The following is a 22,477-nucleotide window of genomic DNA, read 5'->3' on the forward strand; positions in this document are numbered from 1 at the left end:
GCGAATTCGCTCCCAGGGCTTAAGCCCGAAATGCGAATTCGAGACCCGGCGTTGTACGTCAGACGTCAGGCGACGCCCAGGTACGCCTCCTTGATCGAGGCGTCGTGCAGCAGTTCCTGGCCGGTGCCCTCCTTGACGATCCGGCCGGTCTCCAGCACGTACGCCCGGTGCGCCCGGGACAGCGCCTGCTGGGCGTTCTGCTCCACCAGCAGCACCGTGGTGCCCTGCTGGTTGATCTCCGTGATGATGTCGAAGATCTGCTGGATGATCATCGGGGCCAGGCCCATCGACGGCTCGTCCAGCAGGAGCAGCCGCGGCCGGCTCATCAGCGCCCGGCCGACCGCGAGCATCTGCTGCTCGCCGCCGGACAGGGTGCCGCCGTGCTGCTTGCGCCGCTCGGCCAGCCGCGGGAAGAGGGTCAGCACACGGTCCAGGTCCTTGGCCACCTCGGCGGTGTCCCGCCGGGTGAAGGCGCCCATGTCCAGGTTCTCCAGGACCGTCATGCCCGGGAAGATGCCCCGGCCCTCGGGCGACTGGCAGATGCCCAGCGGCACCCGCAGGTCGGCCCGCATGTTGCTGATGTCCTTGCCGTCGAACCGGATCTTGCCGGACGACAACGGGTTCAGGCCGGAGATGGCCCGCATCGTGGTCGTCTTCCCGGCACCGTTGGCGCCGATCAGAGCGACGACCTCGCCCTCCTCGACCCGGATGGTCATGCCGTGCAGGGCCTCGATGCGGCCGTACTTGACGACGATCTCGTCGAGCTCAAGAAGCATCTGCGGTCTCCCCCAGGTAAGCGGCGATGACCTTGGGGTTGTCCCGGACCTCGGCCGGGGTGCCCTCCGCGATCTTCTTGCCGAACTCCAGCACCACGATCCGGTCGGTCACACCCATGACCAGCCGCATGTCGTGCTCGATCAGCAGCACCGTGTATCCCATGTCGCGGATCTTGCGGATGAGCTGGAGCAGATCCTCCTTCTCGGCCGGGTTGAAGCCGGCCGCCGGCTCGTCCAGGCAGAGGAGTTTCGGCTCGGTGGCCAGGGCCCGCGCGATCTCGAGGCGGCGCTGGTCGCCGTACGGCAGGTTGCGCGCCTCCTCGTTGGCCCGGTGGGCGATGCCGACGAAGCGCAACAGCTCCATCGACTTCCGCTCGCCGGCCCGCTCCTCCAGGGTGTGCCGGGACAGCCCGAACGTCTTCGCACCCCACCGGCGCACCTGCTGGGTGAACCGGATGAAGCCGTTGTCCGAGTCGACCCGGGGCAGCTCCTCGGGCTTGACCCGCACCCGGTAGAGCCGGAAGAGCGCGCCGACCACGCTCGTCTTGTGCCGGGAGTCGGTACCGACCATGACGTTCTCGAGCGCCGTCATCTCCGGGAAGAGCCGGATGTTCTGGAACGTGCGAGCCACGCCGATCCGGTTGATCTCGTGCGGGCGGCGGCCGGTGATCCGCTGATCGTCGAACGTCACCTTGCCCGAGGTCGGCTTGTAGACGCCGGTCATGACGTTGAAGCAGGTCGTCTTGCCGGCACCGTTGGGGCCGATCAGACCCAGGATCTCGCCGCGGTGGATGCTGAAGCTGACGTCGTTGAGGGCCACGACACCGCCGAACTTCAGCGTCACGTGGTCGACGTCGAGCAGCACGGTACGAATGTCGTTGTCAGACACCGGCGGGCACCTCCTCCTGTCGATCCTTGAGCTCACGGGCTCGCCGGCGACTCGGGATCAGACCCTGCGGGCGCAGGAGCATGACCAGCACCAGAGCCAGGCCGAAGACCAGGAACCGCCACTCGGCGAAGTCCCGGAACCGCTCCGGCAGGTAAGCCAGCAGGAAAGCGCCCACCGCGACACCGCCCATGTTGCCCGCACCGCCGACCACAACCATGGCGACGAACAGGATGGACAGCTGCGCGTTGAACTGGTTGGGCTCGATGAACCCGACCCGGCTGGCGAACAGCAGGCCGGACAGGCCACCGAGGGCCGCACCGATCGCGAACGCCCACAGCTTGAACTTGAACGGGTACACGCCCATCACCGCGGCCGCGTCCTCGTCCTCACGGACCGCCAGCCACGCCCGGCCGACCCGGCTGTTCTCCAGCCGGCGGACCAGGAACACGATCAGCAGCACCACGCTCAGCGCCAGCCAATACCACGGTTTCGCGTCGATCAGACCGAAGATGTCGTTCTCGGCCGACGGCGCGCCCTGTGGACCGGGGATGCCCGCCACACCGGGCGGGCCACCCGACCACGCGGTCGAGTTGCGCACCACGATGCGAATGATCTCGCCGAAGCCGAGCGTCACGATGGCCAGGTAGTCACCGCGCAGCCGCAGCGTCGGCCAGCCCAGGATCACACCCGACGTCATCGCCAGCACCAGCGCGATGATGATGCAGACAGCCCAGGCCATCGCCCACTCGGCCGGAAGGTCGAAACGTTCCTGGATGGCCTTGACGACCGGCGACTGCCGGGAACCGAACAGCGCGACACTGTACGCGCCGACGGCGTAGAAGCCGACATACCCGAGGTCGAGCAGGCCGGCCAGGCCGATGACCACGTTCAGGCCCAGGGCGATCAGTACGTAGATCGCACAGGTGAAGAGCACACCGGCCCAGTTGTTGCCGTTGGCGATGTAGTCGGTGCGGAGCCAGGTCAGGCCGGGGATGCCGAGCAGCGGAAGGTAATAGAGGAAAACGATGCCGGCCAGGTAGCCGATCCACCGCTGCCACTTGGGCAGCGCCCGCCAGCGGTCGCCGATGCTGACCCGCTTGGCCTTCGCCGTTGTCGCGTCTGTCATGCCCGGGCCCTCCCCAGCGACTCGCCCAGCAGACCGGTCGGGCGGAACAGCAGAACCACGACGAGGACGATGAACGCGAACACGTCCTCCCAGTTGGACGCGGTCAGCGTGGCGGCGTACACCTCGATGACGCCCAGCACCAGACCGCCGAGCAGCGCACCGCGCAGGTTGCCGATGCCACCGAGAACCGCCGCGGTGAACGCCTTCAGGCCCAGGATGAAGCCGACGTTGAACCGCGTGTTGCCGTACCGGACGGAGTAGAGCAGCGCGGCGGCCCCCGCCAGAAGACCACCGAGCAGGAAGATCAGCATGATCACCCGGTCCTTGTTGACGCCCATCAGCGCCGCGGTGTCCGGGTTCTGTGCCACCGCGCGCACACCACGGCCGTACCGGGTGCGGTTGATGAACACGTCAAGGCCGACCATCATCAGAATCGCGGCCACGATCGTCAGCAGCTGGGTGTTCGTGACACCGGTGCTGCCGACGCTGAAGACGACCTTCTGCGGGACGATCGTCGGCATTCCCTTGACCAGCCGGCCCTGCCAGACACCGAAGGCCTCGGAGAGGACCAGGGACAGGCCGATCGCGGTGATGAGGAACGCGAGGGGTGGTGCGTTCATCGTGCGCAGCCGCTTGTACGCGATGCGTTCGACCGCCACGGCGGTCGCGCCCGAGGCCAGGGCCCCGGCGACCAGACCGGCCGCCAGGAAGACCAGCATCATGCCGATCCCGGGGTTGTTGGTCGCGCCCAGCAGGGTCCAGGTGCCCAGGACGGCGAAGGTGCCGACCATGAAGACCTCGGAGTGGGCGAAGTTGATCAGCTTCAGAACGCCGTAGACCAGCGTGTAGCCGAGCGCGACGAGGGCATAGATGGAGCCCTTCGCCAAGCCGTCCACCGTGTGCTGACCCAGGTGCCCGAAGAGTTCGTCGAAATTCACGGAAACTCCCTATTGCACCAGATGCGGCCGAGGGTGAAGGACACCCCCGGCCGCATTTCCGTACCTGTGGATCAGCTGGTGAGCTTGATCTCCTGCTCGGGCTCGATCTTGCCGCCGGTGATCTTGTAGGACCAGATGGCGACCTTGGACTTGTCCACGTCACCGTTCTGGTCGAACTTGATGTACTTCGAAACGCCCTGCTTGTCGTACGAGTCGACCCAGGCCAGCAGGTCGGCACGGGTCTTCTTGCCGGCCTTGAAGCCGTCCAGCAGAACGGTCGCGCCGTCGAAGCCCTCAGCACCGTACGAACCCGGAGCCTGGCCGTACTCGGTCTGGAAGTCCTTCGCGAACGTGCCGCCGGCCTTGTCCGCCGGGAGGCAGGGGCAGGTGACGATGGCGTCGTTGGCGGCGTCGCCGGCGCCCTTCGGGAAGTTCGGGTCGTAGAGACCGTCGAAGCCGATGAACTTCGCCGTGATGCCGGCCGCACGGGCCTGCTTCAGGAACGGAGCCGCCTCGTTGGTGTAACCGCCCCATGCGATCGTGTCCGCCTGCGCGGCCTTGATCTTCGAGATCGTGGCGTCGAAGTTGGTCTGGTCCTTCTGCGCCTTGTCCGAAGCGACGGCCAGCGGGCCGAGGCCCTTCTTGACGCCGTCGATGATGCCGACGCCGTAGGTCGAGCCGTCGTCGATCAGGAAGACCTTCTGACCCTTGCTGACGGTCTTGATGTATTGCACGGCGGCCGCGGACTGCGTGCCGTCGTTGCCCACCACGCGGTGGAACGACTTGTTGCCGGCCGCGGTGAGCTCCGTGGCGGTGGCCGACGGGCTGACCATGACCAGGCCGGCGGCCTCGTAGATCGGCATCGTGGCCTTGGACTCACCGGAGAAGTGACCACCGATGACCGCCACGAAGGACTGGTCCTGGGCGACCTGGTTGGCGATCGGGGTCGCCTGCTCGGGGGCACCCTGGGTGTCGAACTCCTGCATGGTGATCTTGCAGTTGGGGTTCGCGGTGTTGAACTGCTTCACCGCGAGCTTCGCCCCGTTGAGCGACGGGATGACCAGGCCCGAGTCCGGGCCGGTGAAGGCGCCGAAGATCGCGATCTTGCCACCACAGTCAGCGGCGGAGGTCTCACCGCCGCCACCGCCCGAATCCTGACATCCGGCCGCCGCGAGCATCGCGGCGGCGAGCCCCACGGCACCAAGGGCCCGTACAAAATTACGCCTCAAGGCTTATGACCTTTCATCTGATGCAGGTGGCGGTGGTTCCGCGTCTCCTCGACCCAGAACCGCTTTCCTGCGCACTGCTCGTGATGGCGCAGCCTACTGGCGTAGGAATTGCCGAAGTAAGCCCTGGCGAGCACGCTTGCCAAACCGTTACAGAGTGCTGCGCGAACGACCCTCCCCGGATTGGCCGAGTGGCCATCATTTGGGGTACCTGCCCCGTTACCCGAGCGAGTCGATCAGGTAAATTCGGACATCCGCGACGGTTGCTCTCTGTGACCAGCCCCGGGGCGAGTCGCTAGGCGGGCGTTTCGGCCGTGTAGATCCGGCCCTCGCGGCCGTCGTCGGTGACCAGCAGCAGGCCGCCGTCACCGGCCGCGGTCAAGGCCACGGCGTGGTCGGCGCCGGCCGGCACCCCCGGCAACGACGCCGGCCGCCACGTCCCGCCGCGGTCGCTGGAGACCCAGCCCGCGTACCCCTCCGGCGTCACGGTGACCGCGAGCAGCCGCCCGTGCGACGCGACCAGCGACCGCACCGACGTCCCACCGCCCGGCCGGACCGTTCCGAAAGCGCCGGCCGGGCGCCAGGCGTCGCCGTCCAGCCGCCACGCGCCGAAAGTCTTACCCCGGACACCCACGGCGACGGGTACGCCGTCCAGCACGGTCACGCGCTGCAACTCGTCGTAGTCCTTGGTGGCACCGACACTCGGCACCCGGGTCCACGTGCGGCCGTCGTCCGACCGCCAGCCCAGCGGATCCCGGTCGATCCGGCCCTTCGGGATCACTCCGCCGACCATCACCCAGCCCGGTGGCGCCGCCGCCGCGTCGAAACCGAACGTCTCACCCACCTGATCCGAGGCCAGCCCCGGAGCCCGCTCGACAATGTCGAACCCGGCGCCGTCGGGCGACACCCAGGCCGCCGTCCCCGACATCCGGTTCCCGGTGATCAGGAAACCGCTCGGCCCGGCCGCCAGCCGGCTCACGGTCATCGCCTGCGGGCCGCCGAACAGCTCGAACGGTGCCTTGACCTCATGCAGCACGCCGTCGGTGCCCTGCTGCCACGAACTCGTCCGCGGGTTGCCGTGAGCGCCCCCGGACTTGGCCCCGAGCGCGACAATCCGGCCGTTCGCGCAGGCCACGGAATACATGACATTGCGTTCGCCGTAATACGTCACGGGCGCGAACGTCATCGGGGACCACATGGCGCCGTCGCGGCTGGTCCAGCCGGCCGGCCGCGTACCCCCCGTCTTGTCCCGGAGCGCGCCCACCACGAAGAACGCGCCGCCGCAGGTGGCCGACTCCCGCAGCATGATCGCGTCGGGCGCAGACAGCGTGGCCGGCCGCCAGGCGATCGCGACCGGCGCGACCGGCGCCGGCGGATCCTCGTCGTCGCAGCCACCGGCGACCGCGGCGGTCAGCACCACCGCGGCCAGCATCCAGGCGGCCGCCGGCCTCACTGCGGCGGTTCCGCCTCGGCCTGCTGCTCGGCCAGGATCCGCTCGGCCACCTCACGCATGGTCATCCGGTGGTCCATCGCGGTCCGCTGGATCCACTTGAACGCCTGCGGCTCGGTCATCTGATATTTGGTCATCAGCTCGCCCTTGGCCCGCTCGACCGACTTGCGGGTCTCCAGGCGGTCGGTCAGGCCGGCCACCTCGGACTCCAGGGCGGAGATCTCCGACCAGCGGGAGAGCGCGATCTCGATCGCCGGCACCAGGTCGGACTTCTGGAACGGCTTGACCAGGTACGCCATCGCGCCGGCGGCACGCGCCCGCTCGACCAGATCACGCTGGGAGAACGCGGTCAGAATGACCACCGGCGCGATCTTGGCACCGGCGATCCGCTCGGCCGCCGCCAGCCCGTCCATGATCGGCATCTTGATGTCGAGGATGACCAGGTCGGGGGCGAGATCCTCGGCCAGGCGCACCGCGGTCTCGCCGTCGCCCGCCTCACCGACGACGTCGTAGCCCTCCTCGACGAGCATCTCGGCCAGGTCCAGCCGGATCAGCGCCTCATCCTCGGCGATGAGAACCCGCCTGCGCTCAGCGCTCGCCTCCGTGTCGGCCACGTACCCCTACCCCTCAAACGTGCTCGGTCCCGCGACACCCGGGTATCTGGGTGTCACCCCCATCAGCGTAGTGGGTAGTGTGTGTCAGGCTCGTGACGGCTTCGCCGTACGGGCTAGTACGTCGTGCTGTATCTCTGCGTCCCCGTATCCCAACCGGCAGAGGAAATGGTCTCAAACACCATCCAGTGTGGGTTCGAATCCCACCGGGGACACTTTCGCTTTCTCTGAAATGTCCGCTTGAGGCGCTTGTTCCTGATGTCATGGGTTCATGTTCGCTACCGGACCCCTCTCCGCCGTGCGGCACGCCATGTGGGGCAGCCTGATGCTGGCGGGAATCGCGTGGCTGGCCATCGGGTGGAGCGTGCTACGGCTCGAACCGGCCGACATCGTCACCGCGGCCGGGCTGGTCGTGCTGTTCGGGGCACTCACCGAGACGCTGCGGGCCTGCGCCGGCGCCCGCACCTGGTGGATGAACGCCGCCATGAGCCTGCTCTTCACGGTCACCGGTGTGCTGCTGCTCACCGCACAGACCTCCTCGTACACAGCACCGGCGGCGCTCGTCGGCTGGTACCTCATGGTGCGCGGGGCCGTCGACGTGGCCGTCGCCATGATGACCCGCGAAACCGACAAGGTTTGGGGCCTGATCATGGTCGTCGGCGTGCTGGAGGCGCTGCTCGGCTTCGTGTCGGCCGCCCCGCTGACCCGGACCGCCGACCTCGTCGTCTCGGTGGTCGGCGGGCTCGGGCTGCTGCGGGGAGTCGCCGACCTGGTCACCGGGCTTCGCCTCCGCGAGGTACGCGCGGCCCGCGCCACCGTCCTCGACCTGCCCCCGGAACGGGCCGAAGGCCTGACCGGCTACACGGCCGGAATGGTCGACTTCGACGCCGCCCCGCCGCGGGCGTCGGCCACCGCCCGGCACCGGGCCGCGTCCCGGGCGGCCTCGCCGCTGCTTCCGGCGGCCCCGCCCGACGCGATGTGGCCGCACGGGCCCAGTGAGCACGGGCTAGGCGGCGCGGGGGGCGGGCCGGCCGCGACGGCCGAGGCGGGCATCACCGCGGCGGGGGGCATGGCGGCCGCGGGCTACGTGGCCGCGAGCGGCGACATGCCCGAGGCCGGGCCCATGATCGTCCCCTCCCCCGAGGCCTCGCCGGCCTCCCCGTCCGCAGCCTCCCACTCCCCGGCGTCGCATGTGCCGGCCGCCGCCACCACCTGGAACGCCGCCACCGGCCCGGACGCGGTGGGGGCCACGGCCGCCGCCACCACCGGCTCGGGGGATGAGTTCCACCAGGAGGTCCTGCGGACAACCGCCGACCTCGACGCGATGCTGGCCCTGGCCGGAGTCACCGGCGCCGCCGTCGGCCATCAGTACGAACACGAGGACCTCCCCGAAGTCCCCGACACCCCCGAGGGCGTCGACTCCCCCGCCGAGTCGACCGGCAAGCCCCACCCCGCCGCCTGACCCCGGCACCCGTGTCTCCCAGCACTCCCCCGGCCCACCTACGTCTCGCTCACTCAAGCTGCCGCCCCTCGCGCGCGACAGTCGGCTGAGCTGAGCGGCCAGGCCGGCCCCGCGTCCCTCACCCCAAGCGCGGCCCCTCCCGCCCAGAAGTGGTAGCCCTGGGCGGCATTCGCCCCGCCGAAGGCGCACTGGGCTACCACTGCCAAGCCGAGTGGTCGGAACGGGCGGTGCCTGCGGCACCGACGCCGCACTGAGCTACCACCACGAGAGCCAGTGGTAGGGGGAGGGCGGCTCAGGGGGACTTGGCGCCGATGCGGCGAAGGAGGCCCTCCTGGACGGCGGTGGCTATGTGGGTGCCGGACTCGGTGAACATGCGGCCACTGGCCAGGCCGCGGGCACCGCTCGCGGAAGGGCTGGTGCAGTCGTAGAGGAACCACTCGTCGGCGCGGAACGGGCGGTGGAACCACAGGGCGTGGTCGAGGCTGGCGCCGATCACGCCGCCGGGGCCCCAGACCTCGCCGTGGGTCGATAGGACCGCGTCGAGCAGGGAGAGGTCGGAGGCGTAGGTCAGGGCGCACGCGTGGATCAGCGGGTCGTCGGGGAGCGTGCCGTTGATACGCATCCAGACGCGCTGCTCCGCGTTGGGCTCGCGGTCGCCCGGCGGGACCCAGCCGGGGACGCCGACGTAGCGCAGGTCGATGGCCTGGGGGGCGGCGTTGAAGGCGGCCTCGCGTTCGGGGTAGCGCTGCACCCAATCGTGCATGGTGGCCACGTCGGCGGGGGCGGGGATGCCCGCGGGCGGGGTGGACGGGTGGTCCAGGCCCTCCTCGTGAACCTGGAACGACGCCGACATGAAGAAGATCGTGCGGCCGTGCTGCTGGGCCGTGGAACGGCGGACCGAGAAGCTGCGGCCGTCGCGGATGGTCTCGACGTGGAACTCGATCGGGACCGTCGGGTCGCCGGGGCGCACGAAATAGCCGTGCAGGCTGTGCACGAGACGGTCGGATGGCACCGTGCGGCCCGCGGCGACCAGGGCCTGACCGGCGACCTGGCCACCGAAGACGCGCTGGGCGCCGGTCTGCGGGCTCTCCCCGGAGAACGTGGCCGCGTCGATCTGCTTCAGGTCGAGCAACTGGAGAAGCTGATCGACGGCGGCTTGACCTTGAAGATTGTCCACGACGAACCCCGAGTTTCGCTTGAGCGCTGGGTGAGCACCTGGCCCCGTCGTGAACGATCTTCACCGAGGAGGCATGATCACACCGTAGCGGGGTCGGCCAGGGAGCCGAGCTGGTGCACCCGGAGCGTGTTGGTGGAGCCCGGGGCGTTCGGCGGGGAGCCGGCCACGACGACCACGTAGTCGCCCGGCTTGGCCAGGCCGAGGCCCAGCATCTTGGCGTCGACCTGGCGGAACATGTCGTCGGTGTGCTGGACGAAGTCGGTCAGGAAGGTCTCGACGCCCCAGGACAGGGCGAGTTGGTCGCGGACCTCGGCGATCGGGGTGAACGCGTACAGCGGGAGCTCGCAGTGCAGGCGGGACAGGCGGCGCACGGTGTCGCCGGTCTGCGAGAAGGCGACCAGGGCCTTGGCGCCGATGTTGCGGGCGATCTGCGAGGCGGCGACGGTCAGGGCACCACCATGGGTACGCGGGTCGTGCTGCAGCCGCGGCACCCCGATCGGGCCGTTCTCGGTGGTGGTCACGATGCGGGCCATGGTGCTGACCGTGAGGACCGGGTATTTGCCGACCGACGTCTCGCCCGAGAGCATCACGGCGTCGGTGCCGTCGAGCACGGCGTTGGCCACGTCGGAGGCCTCGGCGCGGGTCGGGCGGCTGTTCTCGATCATCGAGTCGAGCATCTGGGTGGCCACGATGACCGGCTTGGCGTTTTCGCGGCAGAGCTGCACGGCCCGCTTCTGCACCAGTGGCACCTCGTCGAGCGGCAGCTCCACGCCGAGGTCGCCACGGGCCACCATGACGCCGTCGAAGGCCAGCACGATCGCCTCGAGGTGGTCGACCGCCTCGGGCTTCTCGACCTTGGCGATGACCGGGCGGGTGACGCCTTCCTCGGCCATGATCTGGTGGACCAGTTTGATGTCGTCGGGCGAGCGGACGAAGGACAGCGCGATCACATCGGCGCCCATGCGCAGCGCGAAGCGCAGGTCTTCCTCGTCCTTGTCGCTCATGGCGGGCACGCTGACCGCGACGTTGGGCAGCGAGACACCCTTGTTGTTGGAGACCGGGCCGCCCTCGACGACCAGGCAGGTGATGTCGTTGCCCTCGACGGCGGTGACCTCGACGGCGACCTTGCCGTCGTCGATCAGCAGGCGGTCGCCGACCTTCACCTCGTGCGGAAGCTTGGTGTAGGTGCACGACACCCGGTCGGGGGTGCCCATGATGTCGTCGCCGGTGATGGTGACGACGTCGCCGGTACGCCACTCGTGCGGGCCGGCGGCGAAGCGGCCGAGCCGGATCTTCGGACCCTGCAGGTCGGCCAGGACCGCGACGGCGCGGCCGGACTCGGCGGCGGCCTCGCGGACGAGGTCGTACACCTGCTTGTGGTCATCGTGGCTGCCGTGGCTGAAGTTCAGCCGGGCCACGTCCATGCCGGCCTCGACGAGCCCACGGATGCGCTCGGGGGACGCGGTGGCCGGACCCATGGTGCAGACGATCTTTACGCGGCGTGACACAGCCATCAGGCTATTTCTCCTCCGGGTCGGCTCGCGGGCCGACCCCCGGTCCCAGGGGTGCTCAAACGGCTAAGAGCTTAGCTCCCCCGAAGGCTTGTCACCGGCACAGCCTCGGTGAGGTCCATTCTTCGGCCTGAGCTGCGGGTCCGGTCACGTCGCAGAGCCGTCGCACAGCGTCATCGGGGTCGAGGTGGAACAGCGCGACGGTCCAGTCCCCGGAGGCCGACGCGAGGGTCCGGCCGTCGGGCGAGAACTGGAGGTCCTGGATCGTGTTGCCCTGGGCCCGCGGCGCCGCGACCGGGTCGCCGGTGGCGACGTCCCACAACCGGATCGGGTCACCCTCGTCGTTGCTGGAGGTGGCCAGCAGCCGGCCGTCCGGGGACCAGGCGACCTGGGCGGCCTCGTAGTCGTGATGGCCGATGGTTCCGGCCGGCACGAGGCCGTCGGTGCGGAACAGGGCGGCGTGACCGCTGTCGGTGGCCACCGCGTAGGTGCGGCCGTCGGGGCTGACGGCACCATCGTCGGCGCCGTCGGCGAAGGGCAGCGAACGGCTCGCCAGCAGCCTCATCCCGTCGACCTGCCATTGAAAGACGGCACCGGTCTGGTTCGGGACGTCCGACCGGGCGGTCGCGCTGGAGCCGGCCGTGCCGAGCAGCTGCCGGCCGTCCGGGGTGAAGGCCAGGTGCAACACCAGATGGCCGGGGGCGTCGACACCGGCCACGCGGGTGCCGGTGAGAAGATCCCAGACGAGCACCTTGGGTTCGCGGCGGCGCTCCCGGACGTAGTAGTCGTTCTTGTCGCGGTCCGGGCCGTCACCGTCGATCGCCACGGCCAGCAGGGTGCCGTCCGGGGAGATGGCCGGGTCGGCGGCGATCCGGTGCGTACCGGCCCGGAAGGTGTGGCGCAGCCGGCCGTCCGCACCGAGAACCAGGACACGGCCGTCGGACGTGGTGGCGGCGATCGTGTCGCGCGCTCCCCAGGCCAGGCCGATCGGTCCCTCGGTGGCGCCGGGAAGCGGGATGGTGGCCGCGACATTGCTGGTGGCGGTGTCCCAAATCCGGATCCGGGGGTCGTTGGATCCGGTGGCGAGGAGCCGGCCGCCGGGCTGGTACGCGAGGTAGCCGACCAGCTGCGGATGGTCGAGCCGGTCGACGCCGAGCCGGAACAGCATGGTCGCCCCGCTACCGGCCACGGCGAGCAGGTGTGCGTCGGCGGAGAGCGCCATCGACGCCGCGACGCCGCGGTACTGGCTGAACGAGGGGCGCGGCCCGCCGCCGTCGGCCTTGAGCCGCTGGATCTCGTTCTGCTCGCCGGCCTGCACCAGCACGGTGCTGTCGGGGGTGACGGCGAGCTGGCCGCCGCCGAGCGGGGCGTCCGGGTCGCTGAGCACTCCCAGCCGACGTCCGGTGCCCGCGTCGTAGGAGGTCAGCTGGGAGGCATCCCGCGCGAAGGTGAGCAGCCTGCCGTCGGCCGTGAAAGCGACGTCGTAGTAGGTCCGGTCGGTCAGCGCGAGCAGCGACCGGCCGTCCGACCGGCGGACCAGCTCGGCTCGCCCCAGGCTGGTCACCGCGACGCGGCCGCCGTCGGCACTCACCGCCACGGCCAGCGCACCGCGAACGAGGGGCATCCGCAGGGTGCCGGTCTGGCGGCCGGTGGCCGGGTCCCAGGTGCCGAGGTCCTGACCCGGGTGGTCGCCGTCCGTGCGGATCGCGAGCAGCCCGCCGTCGCCGGGCAGCCAGGCGATCGCACCGAAGGCGGTCAGCGTGCGCAGGGGGCGCCCGGTGGCGCCGTCCCACAACGACACCGCGGCCGGCAGAGAGAGCGACGAGGAGGCGAGGTAGCGGCCGTCGGGCGAGAACTCCAGCCCGACCAGGGTCACCTCGTCGCCGGGCTGACGGAAGTCGGCGCCGATCTGTCGGAACGTCCGGGCGTCCCACAGCTGGAGCCGGCCGTCGTAGAAGCCGACCGCGACCCGGCTGCCGTCCGGGCTGACCGCGACCCGGTACGCGCCCACGTCGCTGCCGAGCCGGCCCAGGGTCACGGTCTGCTGGGCGGAGATCAGGGCGGTACGGGCCTCGGTGGTGTGTGCCGCGTCCCAGGCGTCGATCGCCTTCGTCCGCGCCTCGTGGTCGTTGAGCGAGGTGGCCGTCCGGGACTCGGCCGCCAGCTGCCGGGACCGGGCAACGTCGCGGGCGTTGAGGGCGACCACGCCACCGGCGACCGCCAGGACGAGCAGGACGGCCAGCGCGGCCACCACGCCGCGGAGCCGGCCCGCCGAGCGCCGGGCCACCGACCGTCCGGCCGCCAGGAAGCGTTGCTGCGCCTCGGGTAAGTCGCTGCGCCCGGCCGCCCACTCGCGCGCGGCGTCGAGGCGGGCGCCACGGTAGACCGCGTCCGGGTCCTCGCCGGCGGCCAGCCAGTCCTCGGTGGCCAGGGCGAGCCGCTGGCGCAGCAGGATGGCCTGGCGTTCCTCGACCAGCCAGCCGGCCAGCCGGGGCCAGCCGGTGAGCAGCGCCTCGTGGCTGACCTCGACGGTGTCCTCCCCCGCGGTGACCAGGCGCGCCTCGATCATCGGCCGGAGCACGCCGAGGTCGGCCTCGGCGCGCGTCGCCCGGTGCCGGACCGGGAGGTCGTCGACGATGGTCACCAGGCCGAGCACGGCCCGGCGCAGGGCCGTGCGGCCGGCGTCGTCCAGGCCGAGGTAGATGCGCTCGGCCGACTCGGCCACGGCCCGCCGGATGCCGCCGGTGGCGCGGTATCCGGCCACCGTCATGGTGTCGCCCTCGCGCCGGTCCCAGGTGGCCCGCAGCGCGTGGGCCAGCAACGGCAGCGCCCCGCCGCGGTCCACCGCGCCCAGGTCGGCCAGCAGCAGGTCCTCGAGGCCGGGTTCGAGCCGATAGCCGGCGATCGCGGCGGGCTCGCGGATGGCCCGGCGCAGTTCCGCCGGGCCGAGCGGGCCGACCACGACCTGGCCGGCGCTGAGCATGCCGGCCAGCGGCGGCAGCTCGGTGCACTGTGGATAGAAGTCGGCCCGGACCGAGATGATCAGCAGATCGGGCGCGAGGCCGGCCAGGGCGGCGGCGAAGGCGAGCCGTTCGGCCGGGTCGGCGCACTGGGTGAACAGTTCCTCGAACTGGTCGACCAGGACGAGCTTGCGCGCGGAGCCCAGGGCGGAGAGGCGGCCGGTCAGTTCGGCCAGCGGGGCCGCGCCCGGGGTCATGATCACCCAGGGCCGGTCGAGGTCGAGCGACGGCAGCACACCGGCCCGCAGCAGCGAGGACTTGCCCGCGCCGGAGACTCCGACGACAACCAGCGGCGGGCCGCCGGCGGCGTGTTCGCTGAGCCGGCCGAGCAGGTCGGCGACCAGGGTCTCGCGGCCGCGGAAGTAGCGGGCGTCGATCGCGTCGAAGCTGGCCATCCCGGGGTACGGGGCGGGGCCGCCGGGGTCCTGGCCCGGTGCGAGTTCCCTGGGCGCGGCGGGCGGCCGGCGGCGTACCTCCTGCATGATCTGGTGGGCCGCGACCAGGCTCTGCCGCAGCAGCTCGGTCTGCTGGCGCTGTTCGACGCCGATCCGGGCCAGCGCCTCGGCCGCGTCGGTGGCCAGCACCCGCAGGTGGCCGACGTCGTCGCCGAGCGAGCCGAACGCGGCGACCAGTTCGCTGCGCATGCCGTCATCGGCCGCCCGCAGCGCCACCTCGACCGCGTCGACCGCGCGCAGCACCGACGCGATCTCGTCGCGCAGCCCGGTCTCGCCCGCGTCCAGCCGGGTCAGCAGGTCGGTGGCGAGGGCGTCGCGCAGTTCCTCGGTGGACGCTCCCTCGCGCAGCCGCCCGGCCGTGCCGGACAGCGCGTCGGCCAGATAGTTGCTGCCCATCCCGCCGAGCTGCTGCAGGGCCGCGCTCATCTCATTGGAGGCGCCCAGCACGGCGCCCGCGACCGGGGCCACCGCGGCCGCGGCCAGGAAGGCCACGATGCCGTACGGAGACGCCCGGCGCAGCCCGGCCCCGGCCGACCGCACCCAGGCGCGCACCCCTTCGCGGGCACGCGCAACGGGAACCGTGTGATCGATCAAGTTCCACCCCACAGGCGACGCGACCCCTCGGACGCGCCGCCTATGGTGTCATCGCACGGCGGTGAGCGGCAACGATCCAGGATGGACGGGTGCGGGCAGTTCTCCGTACGCGCCGAGGTGGTTATGGATCGCGGCGGCGGCGGCCCGGCCCTCGGCGATCGCCCAGACGATCAGCGAGGCGCCCCGGTGCATGTCGCCGGCCACGAACACACCGTCCACATCGGTCTGCCAGTCGGGGCGGGCGTCGACGTTGCCGCGGGGCGCGCGGGTGACACCGAACTGGGTCAGGAGCGGCTGCTGTTCCGTACCCTCGAAGCCGATCGCCAGCAGGACCAGATCGGCGCGCAACTCGCGTTCCGAACCCGGGGTGATCGTCACCTTGCGCTTGCCGTCGACGCGCTCGACGACCACGTCGGCCACCCGGATCGCCCGGACGTTGCCCTGGCCGTCGTCGACGAACTCTCGCACGGCCACGCCGAAGACCCGATCGCCGCCCTCCTCGTGCGCGGGATAGTTGCGCAGGATGGTCGGCCAGGTCGGCCACGGGTGCAGCTCGCCCGCCCGGACCTCGGGCGGCAGCGGGTACTGGTCGAGCTGGGTCACCGAGGCCGCGCCCTGCCGGTGGGCCACGCCCAGGCAGTCGGCGCCGGTGTCGCCACCGCCGATGATCACCACGTGCTTGCCCGCGGCGTCGATCGGGGTGTTCTGCTGCAGGCCCGCGACGACCCGGTTGGCCGGCACGAGATGCTCCATGGCCAGATGTACGCCGTTCAGCCCGCGCCCGGGCGTCTCCGGTGTGTCCCGGCCGGCCAGGGCACCGCAGGTCAGCAGCACAGCGTCGTGGCGGTCACGGAGGTCGTCGGCGGTCACGTCCACACCGACGTTGACCGAGGTGCGGAACTCGACGCCCTCGGCCGCCATCTGGGCCATCCGCCGGTCGATGTGCACCTTTTCGATCTTGAAGTCGGGGATGCCGTAGCGGAGCAGGCCGCCGATCCGGTCGTCCCGCTCGTACACGGTGACCGCGTGCCCGGCCCGGGCCAGCTGCTGCGCGGCGGCCAGCCCGGCCGGGCCGGAGCCGACCACTGCCACCTTCTTGCCCGACTTGGCCGGGGCGGGCTGCGGCCGCACGTACCCGAGGTCGAAGGCGTGGTTGGCGATCTCGACCTCGACCTGCTTGATGGTCACCGGGTCGTCGCCGATGCCCAGGACGCAGGCCTCCTCGCAGGGCGCCGGGCAGAGCCGCCCGGTGAACTCGGGGAAGTTGTTGGTGGCGTGCAGGGCCTCGGCCGCCGCCTGCCACGCACCGGTACGCACGAGATCGTTCCAGTCCGGGATGCGATTGCCGAGCGGGCAGCCGTCGTGGCAGAACGGGATGCCGCAGTCCATGCACCGGGTGGCCTGGTCGCGGATCAGTTCCTCGCCGGCCGGCGGGTAGACCTCGCGGAAGTCCTGGATGCGTACCGGCACCGGGCGGCGCTTGGGCAGCTGCCGCTCGTACCGCAGAAAGCCCATCGGATCAGGCATTCTTGACCCCCATGACCGCCTCGTCCACGTTGTGACCGGCAGCCTCGGCGGTCCTGATCAGTTCCATCACGCGCTTGTAGTCGCGTGGCACCACCGCGGTGAACTCGCGCACCGCGGCCGGCCAGTCGGCCAGCAGCCGCTCGGCCACCGCCGACCCGGTCTCGGCGAAGTGCCGGCGCACCAGCGTGTGCACGGTCTGCTGTTCGTCGTCGGTGAGCGGGGTCAGGTCGACCAGTTCGGGGTTGACCCGGTTCTGGTCGAGGCCGAGGACGAACGCCGTGCCGCCGCTCATGCCGGCCGCGAAGTTGCGCCCGGTCGAGCCGAGCACCACCACCGTGCCGCCGGTCATGTACTCGCAGCCGTGGTCGCCGACGCCTTCGACGACCGCGGCGGCTCCGGAGTTGCGGACCGCGAACCGCTCGCCGGCCCGGCCCCGCAGGAACAGCTCGCCGCCGGTCGCGCCGTAGAGGATGGTGTTGCCGGCGATGATGTGCTCTTCGGCCTCGGCCAGGAACGGCGCCTGCTCGTCGGGCCGCACGATCACCCGGCCGCCGGACAGTCCCTTGGCCACGTAGTCGTTGGTGTCACCGATCAGCCGCAGCGTCACGCCGCGCGGCAGGAACGCGCCGAACGACTGGCCGCCGGTGCCGCGCAGGGTGAAGTGGATGGTGTCCTCGGGCAGGCCGGTGCCGCCGTACCGTTTGGTCACCTCGCCGCCGAGCATCGCCCCGACGCTGCGGTGGTCGTTGCGGACGTCCAGCTCGGCGCGGATCTCGGTGCCCTCGGTCAGTGCCGACGCGGCCAGCTCGATCAGCTTGTTGTCGAGCGCCTTCTCCAGGCCGTGGTCCTGCGGGACGACGCCGCGCCGGGCCGCGCCCTCGGGCAGGTCGGGCACGTGCAGGATCGGCGACAGGTCGAGGCCCTGCGCCTTCCAGTGGTTGACGGCGGGCACGATGTCGAGCGCCTCGGCGTGCCCGATCGCCTCGTCGATGGTCCGGAAACCCAGCTCGGCCAGGTATTCGCGGACCTCCTCGGCGATGAACAGGAAGAAGTTCTCGACGAATTCGGGCTTGCCGGTGTACCGCTCGCGCAGCACCGGGTTTTGCGTGGCGATGCCGACCGGGCAGGTGTCCAGGTGGCAGACCCGCATCATGATGCAGCCGCTGACGATCAGCGGCGCGGTGGCGAAGCCGAACTCCTCGGCGCCCAGCAACGCGGCGATGACCACGTCGCGACCGGTCTTGAGCTGGCCGTCGACCTGCACGGTGACCCGGTCGCGGAGCTTGTTGAGCAGCAGCGTCTGCTGGGCCTCGGCCAGGCCCAGCTCCCACGGCGAACCGGCGTGCTTGAGCGAGTTGAGCGGTGAGGCGCCGGTGCCGCCGTCGTGCCCGGAGATCAGGATGACGTCGGCCTTGAGCTTGGCCACGCCGGCGGCGACGGTGCCGACCCCGATCTCACTCACGAGTTTCACGTGGACCCGGGCCGCGGGGTTGACCATCTTGAGGTCGTGGACGAGCTGGGCCAGGTCCTCGATCGAGTAGATGTCGTGGTGCGGTGGCGGCGAGATCAGGCCGACGCCCGGGGTGGCGTGCCGGGTCTTGGCGATCCACGGCCACACCTTGTTGCCGGGCAGCTGGCCGCCCTCGCCCGGCTTGGCCCCCTGCGCCATCTTGATCTGCAGGTCGTCGGCGTTGACCAGGTATTCGCTGGTCACGCCGAAGCGGCCGGAGGCGATCTGCTTGACGCTGGACCGGCGCTCGGGGTCGTGGAGCCGCTCGACGTCCTCGCCGCCCTCGCCGGTGTTGGACTTGCCGCCGAGGCGGTTCATGGCGATGGCCAGGGTCTCGTGCGACTCGGCGGAGATCGAGCCGTAGCTCATCGCGCCGGTGGCGAACCGCTTGACGATCTCGGAGGCCGGCTCGACCTCGTCGATGTCGATCCTGTTCGCGGCGCGGAACTTGAACAACCCTCGCAGCGAACCGGTCTCAGCGGCCAGGCTGTCCACTTTTTCGGTGTATCGGCGGAAGACGTCGTACTGCTTGCTGCGGGTCGCGTGCTGCAGCAGGAAGACGGTCTCGGGGTTGAAGAGGTGGACCTCACCCTCGCGGCGCCACTGATATTCGCCGCCGACCTCGAGACGGCGGTGGGTACGCTCGGCCGGGTTCTTCGGGTACGCCTTGTCGTGCCGCGCCTTGACCTCGGCGTGGATCTCGGCCAGCCCCGAGCCACCGATCCGCCCCGACGTGCCGGCGAAATAGCGCTGCAGCAGCTTGTTGTCCAGGCCGACGGCCTCGAAGACCTGAGCGCCGCAGTACGACGAGACGGTCGAGATGCCCATCTTGGACATGATCTTGAGGACGCCCTTGCCCAGCGCCTTCACGTAGTTGCGGACCGCGGTCTTCTGATCCATCCCGGCCAGCGGCCCGGTGGCGATCAGGTCGTCCACCGTCTCGAAGGCCAGGTAGGGGTTGACCGCCGCGGCGCCGTAGCCGATCAGCACGGCCGCGTGGTGCACCTCGCGGGCGTCACCGGACTCGACCACCAGCGCCACCTGGGTGCGGGTCTGCTCGCGGACCAGATGCTGGTGCACGGCCGCGGTGAGCAGCAGCGACGGGATCGGCGCGAGGTCGGCGTTGGCGTCGCGGTCGGAGAGCACGAGGATGCGTACGCCGTCCTCGATCGCCTCCGACACGTGCCGGCAGATCTGGGTCAGCCGCGCCTTGATGCCGGCCGCCCCCTCGCGCAGCGGGTAGAGCCCGGACACCCGGACCGCCTTGAACCCGGGCAGGTCGCCGTCCTCGTCGATGGACAGCAGCTTGGCCAGCTCGTCGTTGTCGATGATCGGGTACGGCAGGACGATCTGCCGGCAGGACGCCGGACCGGGGGCGAGCAGGTTGCCCTCGGGCCCGATGGTCGCGCTCAGGCTGGTCACCAGCTCTTCCCGGATGGCGTCCAGCGGCGGGTTGGTGACCTGGGCGAACAGCTGGTGGAAGTAGTCGAACAGCAGCCGCGGGCGCTGGGACAGCGGCGAGATCGGGGTGTCCGTACCCATCGAACCGAGCGGCTCCGCACCCAGCCGAGCCATCGGCGCCACCAGGATCTTGAGCTCCTCCTCGGTGTAGCCGAACACCTGCTGGCGGCGGGTGACCGAGTCGTGGGTGTAGATCACGTGCTCGCGCGGCGGCAGGTCCTCGAGCTTGATCAGGCCGGCGTGCAGCCAGTCGTCGTAGGGCTCGGCCGCGGCCAGCTCGGCCTTGATCTCGTCGTCGTGCACGATCCGCCCGGCCGTGGTGTCGACCAGGAACATCTTGCCCGGCTGGAGGCGGCCCTTGGCCACCACGACGGCCGGGTCGAGGTCGAGCACGCCGGCCTCGGAACCGAGGATGACCAGCCCGTCACGGGTGTGCCACCAGCGGCCCGGGCGCAGGCCGTTGCGGTCGAGCACCGCGCCGATGATCTCGCCGTCGGTGAACGCGACGCTGGCCGGCCCGTCCCACGGCTCCATCATGCTGGCGTGGAAGCGGTAGAACGCCTTGCGGTCCGGCGACATGGCCGGGTCGTTCTCCCACGCCTCCGGGATCATCATCAGCACGGCGTGCGGCAGGCTGCGCCCGGCCAGGTGCAGCAGCTCGAGCACCTCGTCGAAGCCGGCTGAGTCGGACGCCTCCGGGGTGACGATCGGAAACAGCCGCTTGATGTTGCCGGGCAGCACGTTCGACCGGAGCAGCGCCTCTCGGGCCTGCATCCAGTTCCGGTTGCCGCGGATGGTGTTGATCTCGCCGTTGTGCGCGATGAAGCGGTAGGGGTGAGCCAGCGGCCAGGACGGGAACGTGTTGGTCGAGAACCGGGAGTGGACCAGCGCGATCGCGCTCTCGGCCCGCGGGTCGGTCAGGTCGGCGAAGAACTCCGGCAGCTGGTCGGGCGTCAGCATGCCCTTGTACGTGATGGTCCGCGACGACAGCGACGGGAAGTACGCGGCGATCCCCCGCTGCGAGGTCTCCCGCTCGGCCTGCTTGCGGATGCAGTACGCCACCCGGTCGAGGTCGAGCCCGCTGAGCTGGTCGCCGGAGCGGCCGTCGGGCGTGTCGGTCAGCCGGTGCGCGCCCAGGAAGACCTGCATGATGTACGGCCGGGCGTCCTCGGCGGTGGCGCCCAGATTGTCCGGGCGGACCGGGAGGTCCCGCCAGGCCAGCACGTCGCCCCCCTCGACCAGGGCGTATTTCTCGAAGATCTTGATCGCCCGGGCTCGCGCGGCCGGGTCGCCGGGCAGGAACACCAGACCGGTCGCGTACGACCCGGCCGGCGGCAGCTCCACGTCCACGATGTCGCGATAGAGCGCGTCCGGGACCTGGATCATGATGCCGGCGCCGTCGCCGGTGTTGTACTCGGCGCCCCGGGCGCCACGGTGGTCGAGGCGGATCAACGCCGACAAGCCCTGGGAGACCACCTCATGGGAGCGGCGTCCGTGCAGGTCGGCCACGAAGGCCACACCGCAGGCGTCGCGCTCCTGCTGCGGGTCGTAAAGCCCCTGGGGGTGCGGAAGAGCCACCGGGCCTCCAGTCGTCTCACTCATTTCAATTCAAGGTCGGGACGACGTCGGCCCTGCAAAGTCTCTCGATACTACGTTAGGGACCCACGATCTCCGCCAGGTGTGCGTGAATCACACTCGGCCCAGCATCTGGGTAGTCTCGTGACACCTGGTGGTTGGATAGTCTCGCGCGGTGGCGCTACCTGACTCCGAGCTACCTAACCGTGACGTCTTCGTCCGGCTCGAACGGTTCTACGACGCCGTGCCCCGTGACGCCGCGGCCGCGGAGGACATCGGGGCTTTCGTGCTGTTCGTGCGCCAGGGCAACGCTGGGTGGCCCTATTACGCCCGGCCCCGGATAGGGGCGGAGACGCCGTCCGCCGCCGATATTACTGCCGTCCGCCGCCGGCAACGAGAGCTGGACGCGCCGGAGAGCTTCGAATGGGTCCACGAAACCACCCCCGACCTGCTCGCCGTGGCCCGCTCGGCCGGGCTCGAGGTGCTGCTCGCCCCGCTCATGGTGCTCGAGAGCGCCGCCCTGGTCCCCGACCTGCCACTGCCCGGCGGCGCGACGATCCGGCTGCTCGACCCGCACGGTCCCCGGTTCGCCGCCGACCTCAGCGCCCACCGGGCGGTCGGCCAGCTCGGCTTCGGCGCGGCGCCCGCCGGCACCGTGACCTCGGGCACGCTGACCGCCACGATCCAGCCGGCCGGGCCGCGCGAACGCGACGCGATCCCGGCCCTGTCCGACAACGCGGTCGAGGAGCAGCGCGGGCGCTACATCAGCGGACGCTACACCGGCGCGGTGGTCGAGTCGCCGGCCGAGGGCATCCTGGCCAGCGGCATCGCCCAGCGGGTGGACGACGTGGCCGAGGTCGCCGGCGTGGCGACGCTGCCGGCCGCCCGCCGCCGCGGCTTCGCCTCCCAGCTCACCGCCAGCCTGGCCCGGCACGCCCTGCAGACCGGCGCCGACCTGGTCTTCCTGTCGGCCGGCGACGACGACGTGGCCCGCCTCTACTCCAAGGTCGGCTTCCGCCGGATCGGCACGGCCTGCATCGCCGAGCCCGCCCCCGCCCCGCTGTAGTTCCTTCGGTGGTAGCTCGGGGGGGGGGGCCGGGGGGGGGGGGCGCCCCCCCCCCCCCCCCCGGGGGGCGCGCCCCCGGGGGGCCCCCGACCCCCCGCGCGCC

The 22,477-nt window shown here is 70.9% G+C and carries 14 protein-coding genes and 1 tRNA gene; 3 read left to right on the forward strand and 12 right to left on the reverse strand.

Going from position 1 to position 22,477, the window contains the following annotated elements; all coding sequences use genetic code 11:
• Positions 1–65: 65 nt before the first annotated feature.
• The 7 genes from ACGFIO_RS20055 to ACGFIO_RS20085 all read right to left on the reverse strand — a co-directional run bounded on the left by ACGFIO_RS20055 (position 66) and on the right by ACGFIO_RS20085 (position 7,019).
• Positions 66–776 (reverse strand): ABC transporter ATP-binding protein, encoded by a 711-nt coding sequence (locus ACGFIO_RS20055; RefSeq protein WP_392827764.1) that lies wholly within the window; start codon positions 774–776, stop codon positions 66–68.
• On the reverse strand, positions 766–1,665 hold the full coding sequence (locus tag ACGFIO_RS20060) for an ABC transporter ATP-binding protein (RefSeq protein WP_392827765.1): 900 nt from the start codon (positions 1,663–1,665) through the stop codon (positions 766–768). Before ACGFIO_RS20060 ends, ACGFIO_RS20055 begins: the two co-directional genes overlap by 11 nt.
• On the reverse strand, positions 1,658–2,791 hold the full coding sequence (locus ACGFIO_RS20065; RefSeq protein ID WP_392827766.1) for a branched-chain amino acid ABC transporter permease: 1,134 nt from the start codon (positions 2,789–2,791) through the stop codon (positions 1,658–1,660). Before ACGFIO_RS20065 ends, ACGFIO_RS20060 begins: the two co-directional genes overlap by 8 nt.
• Complete coding sequence (locus ACGFIO_RS20070; protein ID WP_392827767.1) at positions 2,788–3,729, reverse strand: branched-chain amino acid ABC transporter permease; 942 nt, start codon at positions 3,727–3,729, stop codon at positions 2,788–2,790. Before ACGFIO_RS20070 ends, ACGFIO_RS20065 begins: the two co-directional genes overlap by 4 nt.
• Positions 3,730–3,800: 71 nt before the next feature.
• Positions 3,801–4,958 carry a branched-chain amino acid ABC transporter substrate-binding protein gene (locus ACGFIO_RS20075; RefSeq protein WP_392827768.1) on the reverse strand — a complete coding sequence of 386 codons (1,158 nt, stop codon included), beginning with the start codon at positions 4,956–4,958 and terminating at the stop codon, positions 3,801–3,803.
• 292 nt (positions 4,959–5,250) lie between these two features.
• Positions 5,251–6,408 carry a hypothetical protein gene (locus ACGFIO_RS20080; protein WP_392827769.1) on the reverse strand — a complete coding sequence of 386 codons (1,158 nt, stop codon included), beginning with the start codon at positions 6,406–6,408 and terminating at the stop codon, positions 5,251–5,253.
• Positions 6,405–7,019: an ANTAR domain-containing response regulator gene (locus tag ACGFIO_RS20085; RefSeq protein ID WP_392827770.1), complete on the reverse strand. Its 615-nt coding sequence runs from the start codon at positions 7,017–7,019 to the stop codon at positions 6,405–6,407. The genes ACGFIO_RS20080 and ACGFIO_RS20085 overlap by 4 nt, the downstream gene beginning before the upstream one ends.
• 138 nt (positions 7,020–7,157) lie before the next feature.
• Between ACGFIO_RS20085 and ACGFIO_RS20090 the strand changes: the two genes are divergently transcribed.
• Positions 7,158–7,231: transfer RNA gene (locus ACGFIO_RS20090), tRNA-Leu, on the forward strand.
• A gap of 56 nt (positions 7,232–7,287) precedes the next feature.
• Entirely contained in the window at positions 7,288–8,478 is a 1,191-nt protein-coding gene (locus tag ACGFIO_RS20095; protein ID WP_392827771.1) for an HdeD family acid-resistance protein, read from the forward strand.
• A gap of 292 nt (positions 8,479–8,770) precedes the next feature.
• Here ACGFIO_RS20095 and ACGFIO_RS20100 read toward each other — a convergent pair whose 3' ends face one another.
• From ACGFIO_RS20100 to gltB, 5 genes are all read right to left on the reverse strand, one after another.
• Positions 8,771–9,655, reverse strand: a complete 885-nt coding sequence (locus tag ACGFIO_RS20100; protein ID WP_392827772.1) for an acyl-CoA thioesterase — start codon at positions 9,653–9,655, stop codon at positions 8,771–8,773.
• A 77-nt stretch (positions 9,656–9,732) separates the two neighbouring features.
• Positions 9,733–11,169 (reverse strand): pyruvate kinase, encoded by a 1,437-nt coding sequence (gene pyk / locus ACGFIO_RS20105; protein WP_392827773.1) that lies wholly within the window; start codon positions 11,167–11,169, stop codon positions 9,733–9,735.
• A gap of 91 nt (positions 11,170–11,260) precedes the next feature.
• Positions 11,261–15,235 carry an NACHT and WD repeat domain-containing protein gene (locus ACGFIO_RS20110; RefSeq protein WP_392827774.1) on the reverse strand — a complete coding sequence of 1,325 codons (3,975 nt, stop codon included), beginning with the start codon at positions 15,233–15,235 and terminating at the stop codon, positions 11,261–11,263.
• 48 nt (positions 15,236–15,283) lie between these two features.
• Entirely contained in the window at positions 15,284–16,762 is a 1,479-nt protein-coding gene (locus ACGFIO_RS20115) for a glutamate synthase subunit beta (RefSeq protein ID WP_392827775.1), read from the reverse strand.
• Positions 16,755–21,335, reverse strand: coding sequence for a glutamate synthase large subunit (gene gltB / locus ACGFIO_RS20120; RefSeq protein ID WP_392827776.1), 4,581 nt, complete (start codon positions 21,333–21,335; stop codon positions 16,755–16,757). Before gltB ends, ACGFIO_RS20115 begins: the two co-directional genes overlap by 8 nt.
• A 148-nt stretch (positions 21,336–21,483) precedes the next feature.
• Here gltB and ACGFIO_RS20125 point away from each other — a divergent pair, with 148 nt between their 5' ends.
• On the forward strand, positions 21,484–22,374 hold the full coding sequence (locus ACGFIO_RS20125) for a GNAT family N-acetyltransferase (RefSeq protein WP_392827777.1): 891 nt from the start codon (positions 21,484–21,486) through the stop codon (positions 22,372–22,374).
• The last annotated feature ends 103 nt before the right edge of the window (positions 22,375–22,477 follow it).

This window comes from Actinoplanes sp. NPDC049265, assembly GCF_043197135.1.
Classification (GTDB): domain Bacteria; phylum Actinomycetota; class Actinomycetes; order Mycobacteriales; family Micromonosporaceae; genus Actinoplanes.

Bases quoted from the DNA above. Each gene is read 5' to 3' on its own strand.
- ACGFIO_RS20055 (WP_392827764.1), bottom strand. From the start codon at position 776: ATGCTTCTTGAGCTCGACGAGATCGTCGTCAAGTACGGCCGCATCGAG.
- ACGFIO_RS20065 (WP_392827766.1), bottom strand. From the start codon at position 2,791: ATGACAGACGCGACAACGGCGAAGGCCAAGCGGGTCAGCATCGGCGAC.
- ACGFIO_RS20095 (WP_392827771.1), top strand. From the start codon at position 7,288: ATGTTCGCTACCGGACCCCTCTCCGCCGTGCGGCACGCCATGTGGGGC.
- pyk (WP_392827773.1), bottom strand. From the start codon at position 11,169: ATGGCTGTGTCACGCCGCGTAAAGATCGTCTGCACCATGGGTCCGGCC.
- ACGFIO_RS20115 (WP_392827775.1), bottom strand. From the start codon at position 16,762: ATGCCTGATCCGATGGGCTTTCTGCGGTACGAGCGGCAGCTGCCCAAG.
- gltB (WP_392827776.1), bottom strand. From the start codon at position 21,335: ATGAGTGAGACGACTGGAGGCCCGGTGGCTCTTCCGCACCCCCAGGGG.